Genomic DNA, 7,184 nt, shown 5'->3' on the forward strand with positions numbered 1-7,184 from the left:
ACGCCCCCGAGTGTTGGCGGCCCTGTCGGCCGGGGCCATCGATGAGGGCAAAGCCCGGCTCATCGTGGACCAGTTGCAGATCTTGAAGGAACCCCAAGCGTCGATCGCCGAAGCCGATCTCCTCGCCTACGCGCCCACCCGTACCCACACCTCAGTCCGCCGCCGTGCCCAGACGTTGATCCACAAACTCGACCCGAAAGCCGCCGAACGCCGCCACGAAGAGAAACGCAAAGACAGGCTGGTCTGGAAAACCAACCTCGACGACGGCATGGCCGAACTTCGCCTGGGCATGACCGCCCACGACACCGCCATGGCCTACGACCACATCGACCGGATCGCGCGCAGCCTTCCCAAAGACGACCGAACGTTGGACCAGAAACGCGCCGACGTCGCCCGAGACCTGCTGCTAGGCCTCGACACCCCGGCACCGCAGGGACAAACCATGGTCTACCTGACCATGCCGGTGACCGCCCTCCTCGGTCTCACCGATGACCCGGGCATGCTCGCCGGATACGGACCCATCCCCACCCACGTCGCCCAGGACATCGCAGCAGGCGGCATCTGGAAGCGGATCTTGACCGACCCGGTCACCGGCATGGCAGAGGAAGTCAGCAACACCTACCGACCCACCGCCAAACAACGCGAACTCATCAACGCCCGCTACCCGAGGTGCACCGCCATCGGGTGTCAGCAACCCGCCCAGCGCTGCGATATCGATCATTGCCGCCCCTACAACGGCACCAACACGACCATCAAGAACCTGCGGCCGAAGTGCCGCCACCACCACAACATGAAGACCCACTCCAACTGGCGCTGCGAAAACCGCGACGACGGCAGTCATGTGTGGATCACGCCCAGCGGCAGGGTGCACGAAACGGAACTGGAGCCGATCGCCGAACCCGCGCCCTTCTGAACGTCTGAAACGAGAAAGGGGCCGGACAGTGCGCCCAGCCCCCGTCCACGTCAGGACACCCAGGCCCAGAGATCGACGGTGGCGCCGGTGTCGCTGTTCAGCTTGCAGTCGCCCTTCGCGACGTTCACCTTGGCGTTCCAGCAGTCAGCCCAGCCTTGAGTGGTGGCCGGGTAGTACGCGACTGTCTCCCAGTGACCCTGGATCGTCACCTCGGACGCGGTGGCGACGCCGCTGGTCACGGCCAGTGCGGAACCGGCGACCAGACAGGCGGCGGCGAACTTTCGTGCACGCATGGCGGCTCTCCTTCAGCGATCAACACTGCTGACCCCCAGCAGGTCGTCGGAAATTACCCATGTGTTCATCTCGCGGCGCAACGGTTTCACGTTTGCCTGACAAGGCTTGCCAAGAAGTTCACCTACGCTGGTGGAGTGCGCATGAGGCCGACGCTGTCCTGGACACCGACCGAGGACTCCCGCGCGGCCGTGGCGAGCCTTGGCGAGGTGACGGAGGTCGTCGGGTCGGGTGGGGTGCTGGTGCTGAGCGGCGCGGGGTTGTCGACGGAGTCGGGGATTCCGGACTACCGCAGCGACACGGGGAGCCTGCACCGGCACACGCCGATGACCTACCAGGAGTTCGTGGCCAGCGAAGGCGGGCGGCCGCGGTACTGGGCGCGGAGCCACCTGGGGTGGCGGACGATCGCCCGCGCCCACCCGAACAGCGGGCACCGGGCGGTCGCCGAGCTCCAGGCGCGGGGGTACGTCGGCGCGGTGCTGACGCAGAACGTGGACGGGTTGCACCAGGCGGCGGGCGCGGCGGGCGTGGTGGAGTTGCACGGGAGCTTGGACCGGGTGGTCTGCTTGGGGTGCAAGAGGATCAGCCCGCGCGAGGAGCTTGATCAGCGCTTGCGGGCGGTCAATCCGGGGTTCACGGCGGAGACCTCGCGGATCAACCCGGACGGCGACGTGGAACTGCCCGCCGAGGCGGTGCGCGGGTTCGCGCTGGTGGACTGCGCGGACTGCGGCGGGGTGCTCAAGCCGGACGTGGTGTTCTTCGGCGAGAACGTGCCCGGCGAACGGGTCCGGCGCTGCTACGACCTGGTGGACGAGGCGGAAGCGCTGCTGGTGCTGGGCTCGTCGCTGACGGTGATGTCCGGACTGCGGTTCGTCCGCCACGCGGCCAAAACCGACAAGCCGGTGCTGATCATCAATCACGGCCCGACGCGCGGCGACGTCCACGCGAAGGGGCGCCTCGACATGCCGTTGGGCCTTGCGCTGACGGAACTGGCGCGGAACCTCGCGTGAGGCCCCGCGCCAGCGAACGTCAGCCCGCCTGCTGCTGCGCCCCGACCAGGCGCGCGTAGCGGGTACCGGCGGCCAGCAGCACGAGCCCGGCGCCGAGGAACGCGATCACCCTGGCCATGCCGTCCAAAGTGGACAGATCGAACAGGATCAGCTTCACCACGGCGGCGCCGACCAGGACGAGGCCGCTCACCCGCATCGCCGTGACGCTGATGCCGCGCACCAGCAGCACGAGCGCGACCACCGTCCACGACACCGTGATCGCAACGTGGCCGATGAGGAAGCCGGTTCGGCCGGGCACGATCAGCAGCGTGGCGCTCAGCACCGCCCCGGCGGCGCCGTAGAGCGCGATGACTCCGGCGATCAGCCACGGCGCCAGCGCTTCCGACGGAGCGCGCAGCTCGCCGAGCTTGTTCGCCACCCACGGCAGCACCAGCGCGACCGCGACGATCAGCACGGCCACCGCGAAGGCGCCCGCGAGCTGACCGGAGGTGCGCTCAGTGACCCGGAGCAGCAGCGGGAGCGGGAGATCCCTTGCCACAGCGGCGCATCCGCCGAGGACGCCGAAGGCCAGGCCGCCCGCGAGCGCGATCAGCTTGCGACCCCACAGCGCCACGAACAGCAGCAGGAGCGCTTCGCCGAGCAGCGCCGCGCCACGGGCGGTGCCGTCGAACTGGGTCACCGTGGCCTGCAACGCCGCCACCAGGCCAGCGAGCCCGGCGAGGTCACCGGCCCGACCGGGCAGCCAGCGTCCGGCGCCCCACACACCGAGCATCACGAAGGCCGTACCGCCCGACACGATCACGGCCTCACCGCGAGGCAGGGTCAGCGCGGCGATGAGGGCAGGAGCCACGGAAGCGGCCAGCAGCGCGAGCGCGGCGGGGTCCTTGGGCCTGCGGTGCAGCACCAGCAGTGCGAGGCCGATCCCGACGACACCGGCGACGACCGCGACGACGGTGTTCGGATTGCTGCCGACGAACGGGTTCCGCAGCGTGCTGAGCACCGAAGCGAGCAGCGGCGGAACACCCGCGGCGACCGCGAGGGCGGACCAGTCGCGGCGCAGCTGCACGGGAACGGTCGCGATCTGGAGCACCAGCAGGAACGTGACCAGCTCGGGCGTGAACCCCTTGGTGATCAGCGGAGCGCACACCGCGCAGCCGACGACAACGGCCGCCGCGAGCAGCGCGGAATCCCACCGCGCGGCGAGCAGCAGACCGGCGACGGCGATCAGCAGGCCCGCGGCGAGGCCGCCGAGCGGCGGAAGGTACTCGTAGAGCGTGGTCGCGGCGATCGCGTCGAGGTAGAGCGTCGCGATACCGGTCGCGGCCAGGGCGAACGCGCCGGTGCGGCCGACCGGGTTGCGGTGCAGCCAGAGCCCGGCGCCGATCAGGCCCGCGCCGAACGCCGCGCCGACGAGGACCCTGGGCAGCGGGCCGAGCCAGCCGCGCTGGATCGCCAGCACCAGCAGCAGCACGATCCCGAGCAGCGTGACCGCCCCGCCGACCCAGGCCAGCAGCCTGCTCCCGGCGCCCTCCTTGCCCAGCGCGGTGCTCCACGCCGCCGCCAGCGACGGGGTGCGCGCCGGCGCCTGGGCGGGGCCGAACTGGATCATCGGCGGCCGGGACTCCCACACGGAAGCGGGCTGCGGCTCAGGCTGAGACTGCGGCTGCGGCTGTTCCGGGACGACCGGCTCGGCAGCGACGGCGGGGTGCTCCGGGGCCTCGCGCAGATCGACCCGCAGGGCGCGCAGCTCGCCGCCGACCCGCCCGAGCCGGCGGCGAAGATCATCGATCTCCTCGGCGAGCCCGAGCAGCCGATCTCCATCGTTGTGCATGCGCACCACCCTGGAGCAGCGCGCCCAGCAGCGATTCCGCAGAACTACTCAACCCATTCGAGCAGGTCCCCCGGCTGGCACTCCAGCACCCGGCACATGGCCTCCAGGGTGCTGAAGCGCACCGCCTTGGCCCGGCCGTTCTTCAGCACGGCCACGTTCGCCGGGGTCAGCCCGACGCGCTCGGCGAACTCACCGACGCTCATCTTGCGCTTGGCCAGCTGCACGTCGACGCGCACCACGATCGGCATCAGATCACTTCTTCCATGTCGGTGCGCAGCGCCGTGGCCTGCTGGAGCAGAGCGCGCATCACCACCATCACCAGCCCGACCACCGCCAGGCCCACCACCATCGCGAACAGCATCATCGGCGCACCGGGGTCGTCGGCGTTGAAGCCCACCCAGAGGAAGATCCCCAGCAGCACCACCCACGCGGCCGCGATCGCCCACACGATCGCGTCCACCCAGACCATCGACGCCTTGGTGAAGATCCGGTCCTTGCGCACCAGGGTCAACAGCTTCCACGTGGCCACGACGACCACTTCCACGCACAGCAGGCCGAACACCGCGATCGCGGTCAGCGGCCACTGCAGGTGCGCGCGCTCCGGCTGCGTCTCGGCCATGTACCGGAACTGGCCGGGGAAGGAGAGCACCTGGAACACCACGAGGACCGCGAACAGGACCACCAGGAAGACCTTGAGCGGGACCACCGCCCGATGCGCTAGCGACATGCATCGAGTGTCGAGACGAACCTATCGAAAGTCAATCGATGGTTATCGTTCCGCGACATGCTCGGCGGCAAGATCACCCGGTAGCAGGGGCCGCATGAAGCTGCGCTCGTAGCGGAGCACGCAGCCGCTCTCGTCGCGGATGCGGTCGGCCTCGACGAAGTCGGGGTGCACGCCGAAGAGCTTCCGGTACTCCTCGTAGGCGGCCAGGCTGGGGAAGCTGAACAGCGCCAGCGCCTTGTCGCTGGCGCCCTCCCCCGGCAGGAAGTAGCCGTGGTGGGTGCCGCCGTGGCGGTCCACCAGTTCCATCCACCGCCTGCCGAAGCGCTCGAAGGCCTCGATCCGGCGCGGGTCGATCACGTACTCCACAACACAGGTGATCATGGTGGATCAGCCTATTCTGCGAGCATGCGCTTCTCGGTGAACCTCCCGAACTTCGGCGACTTCTCCGATCCGAGGACGGTCGCCCGCGTGGCCGTCGCGGCGGAGCAGGCGGGCTGGGACGGCCTGTTCGTCTGGGACCACGTGGTGCACGACAAGCGGCAGCGCGCGGGCAAGCCCTTCGGCGACCCGTGGATGCTGCTGACGGCGGCGGCGCTGGCGACGACGCGGTTGCGGCTGGTCACGCTCGTCACGCCGGTGGCGCGGCGGCGGCCGGAGCAGCTCGCGCGGCAGGTGGCGACGCTGGACGCGCTCAGCGGCGGACGAGTGATCTTCGGTGCCGGGCTGGGCGGGCCGATCGAGGACGAGTTCGGCAGCTTCGGCGAGCCGACCGATCCGGTCGTGCTGGCGGAGAAGCTGGACGAGGGACTGGACCTGCTCAACCGCTACTGGTCCGGCGAGGCGGTGAACCACGAGGGCAAGCACTACCGCGTCGACGACGTGACGCTGCTGCCCGCGTCGGCGCAGCGCCCGCGCCCTCCGGTGTGGGTGGGCGGTATCTGGCCGAACCGCAGGCCGATGCGCCGCGCGGCGCGCTGGGACGGCGTGGTGCCGCTGTTCACCAACGCGCGCCACGGCGTGCCCCCAGCCGTTGACGACGTGCGCGAACTGGTGTCCTACGTGCGCGAGCACCGCGAGGAAGGGCCGTTCGAGGTCGTCGTGGGCGGTGTCAGCCCGGGTGATCCCGAGCGGGCGGCGGAGATCATCGCGCCGCTGGCGCAGGCCGGGGCGACCTGGTGGGACGAGCGGCAGCTCCAGGCGGGCGACGACCTCGACCGCTTGGAGCCGGTGCTGCGCAGGATCGAGCAGGGCCCTCCCGCTCAGCGGTTCCCGGAGTAGTTGCTCGGCCCCGCCTCGCGGACGGCGGCTTGCGCGGCGGCGTCGAGCCACGGTTGGACGCCGCTGTCGCGGGTCAGGCTGATGTAGAACGACGCGGACTTCATCAGGTAGCGGTTGACCTGGCGCCGCCAGCCGCTGCTCGTGGCACGGCTGGTGTCCTTGTTCTGCGCACAGATCTCCGAGCCGGGTCCGCTGCCGGGGCACAGGAAACCCCACGAGCCGGAGCTGGACCCGGCGGCGTTGTAAGCGGCCTCGGCGGTCGTCGCGTCCGACATCGGCACGACCCACACCATCACCAGGATCTGGTTGGAGCTGTCCACGTACGTCGACGAAGCGGCGTTGCGGCAGCCCGAGCGGGTGAGGAAGTTCCTGACCTCCTGGTCCATCCACGAGGTCACGCACTGGCGGACGTCGCTGCTCTTCCTCGTGTAGAGCACGTTCTTGGCGTCCTTGAAGGAGTTGGGCAGCAGCGCGGCGGCGGTCAGCGGCGTCTTGTCGCTGGACTCCCGGTTGAGGTCGGCCGGATTGAAGCTCGGCGTGGTCGACCTCGGCGTGGTCACCGTCGTGCTGGTGGTCGTCGTGCGGGTCGTCGACGAGGGCTTGCTGCTGGTCGGCGAGGGCCGCGGCGAGCTGGAAGCAGGGCCGAAGATGTCGGTGATCAAGGGGTCCAGCTTCCCGTTGATCCCGAGCAGCACCACGACCACCACGCCGATCACCGCCAGCGCCCACAGGCCGTCGTTGCCGCTCTTGGCCTTCGGCGGCGGGGGCGGGATCTTCTTGGTGGGCTTGGGTTTCTCCTTCTCGAACTCCCGCGTGGGCTCGCGGGCGGCTTCGAGCAGGGCGCGCGCCTCGGCGACACCCGGGCGCTTCGCCGGGTCCTTTTCCAGCAGCCGAGTGATCAGCGTGGCGAGGCCGCCGGTGCTCGTCAGCGGGGGTGCCTCGTCGAGCAGGACCGCGGTGAGCGTCGCCGTCGGCGTGTCGCGACGGAACGGCGACATCCCTTCCACAGCTTGGAAAAGCGTCACGCCGAGCGCGTACAGGTCGCTCTCCGCGCGGCCGTCGGTGCCGTGCAACCGCTCGGGCGCCATGTACTCCACGGAGCCGATCAGCATCCCGGTCGCGGTGAGCGCGGTG

At 70.0% G+C, this 7,184-nt stretch carries 8 protein-coding genes and 1 pseudogene; 3 read left to right on the forward strand and 6 right to left on the reverse strand.

Translation table 11 applies throughout. The annotated features are described in order from the left end of the window. Window positions 1-913, forward strand: a 913-nt coding sequence (locus CCN37_RS35980) for an HNH endonuclease signature motif containing protein (RefSeq protein WP_143261976.1), incomplete at its 5' end; no start/stop codon positions are given. A 50-nt stretch (window positions 914-963) separates the two neighbouring features. Here the strand turns inward: CCN37_RS35980 and CCN37_RS35985 are convergent. After that, complete coding sequence (locus CCN37_RS35985; RefSeq protein WP_086829683.1) at window positions 964-1,206, reverse strand: hypothetical protein; 243 nt, start codon at window positions 1,204-1,206, stop codon at window positions 964-966. Window positions 1,207-1,341: 135 nt separating this feature from the next. Here CCN37_RS35985 and CCN37_RS35990 point away from each other — a divergent pair, with 135 nt between their 5' ends. After that, window positions 1,342-2,214 carry an NAD-dependent protein deacetylase gene (locus CCN37_RS35990; RefSeq protein ID WP_086829685.1) on the forward strand — a complete coding sequence of 291 codons (873 nt, stop codon included), beginning with the start codon at window positions 1,342-1,344 and terminating at the stop codon, window positions 2,212-2,214. Between the two features lie 19 nt (window positions 2,215-2,233). Here CCN37_RS35990 and CCN37_RS35995 read toward each other — a convergent pair whose 3' ends face one another. From CCN37_RS35995 to CCN37_RS36010, 4 genes are read right to left on the reverse strand one after another with little or no spacing between them, the layout of a single operon-like run. Beyond that, window positions 2,234-4,045, reverse strand: a complete 1,812-nt coding sequence (locus tag CCN37_RS35995; RefSeq protein ID WP_086829697.1) for a DUF2339 domain-containing protein — start codon at window positions 4,043-4,045, stop codon at window positions 2,234-2,236. 44 nt (window positions 4,046-4,089) lie between these two features. Next, on the reverse strand, window positions 4,090-4,293 hold the full coding sequence (locus CCN37_RS36000; RefSeq protein WP_086829687.1) for a helix-turn-helix transcriptional regulator: 204 nt from the start codon (window positions 4,291-4,293) through the stop codon (window positions 4,090-4,092). After that, window positions 4,293-4,772 (reverse strand): DUF2975 domain-containing protein, encoded by a 480-nt coding sequence (locus CCN37_RS36005; RefSeq protein WP_086829689.1) that lies wholly within the window; start codon window positions 4,770-4,772, stop codon window positions 4,293-4,295. The genes CCN37_RS36000 and CCN37_RS36005 overlap by 1 nt, the downstream gene beginning before the upstream one ends. Before the next feature lie 42 nt (window positions 4,773-4,814). Further along, window positions 4,815-5,153, reverse strand: a complete 339-nt coding sequence (locus tag CCN37_RS36010) for an NIPSNAP family protein (protein WP_086829691.1) — start codon at window positions 5,151-5,153, stop codon at window positions 4,815-4,817. Window positions 5,154-5,177: 24 nt separating this feature from the next. On the opposite strand from CCN37_RS36010, the gene CCN37_RS36015 reads away from it, so the two are divergent. Next, on the forward strand, window positions 5,178-6,050 hold the full coding sequence (locus CCN37_RS36015) for an LLM class flavin-dependent oxidoreductase (protein WP_086829693.1): 873 nt from the start codon (window positions 5,178-5,180) through the stop codon (window positions 6,048-6,050). On the opposite strand, the pseudogene CCN37_RS36020 reads toward CCN37_RS36015, so the two are convergent. Further along, window positions 6,032-7,184, reverse strand: a pseudogene (locus CCN37_RS36020) (hypothetical protein); the annotation flags it as partial. The gene CCN37_RS36015 and the pseudogene CCN37_RS36020 sit on opposite strands and share 19 nt — an antisense overlap.

Origin of the sequence: Allokutzneria sp. NRRL B-24872 (assembly GCF_002155965.1) — a bacterium.
Lineage (GTDB): Bacteria > Actinomycetota > Actinomycetes > Mycobacteriales > Pseudonocardiaceae > Allokutzneria.

Bases quoted from the DNA above. Each gene is read 5' to 3' on its own strand.
- CCN37_RS36015 (WP_086829693.1), top strand. From the start codon at position 5,178: ATGCGCTTCTCGGTGAACCTCCCGAACTTCGGCGACTTCTCCGATCCG.
- CCN37_RS36010 (WP_086829691.1), bottom strand. From the start codon at position 5,153: ATGATCACCTGTGTTGTGGAGTACGTGATCGACCCGCGCCGGATCGAG.
- CCN37_RS35995 (WP_086829697.1), bottom strand. From the start codon at position 4,045: ATGCACAACGATGGAGATCGGCTGCTCGGGCTCGCCGAGGAGATCGAT.
- CCN37_RS36005 (WP_086829689.1), bottom strand. From the start codon at position 4,772: ATGTCGCTAGCGCATCGGGCGGTGGTCCCGCTCAAGGTCTTCCTGGTG.
- CCN37_RS36000 (WP_086829687.1), bottom strand. From the start codon at position 4,293: ATGCCGATCGTGGTGCGCGTCGACGTGCAGCTGGCCAAGCGCAAGATG.
- CCN37_RS35985 (WP_086829683.1), bottom strand. From the start codon at position 1,206: ATGCGTGCACGAAAGTTCGCCGCCGCCTGTCTGGTCGCCGGTTCCGCA.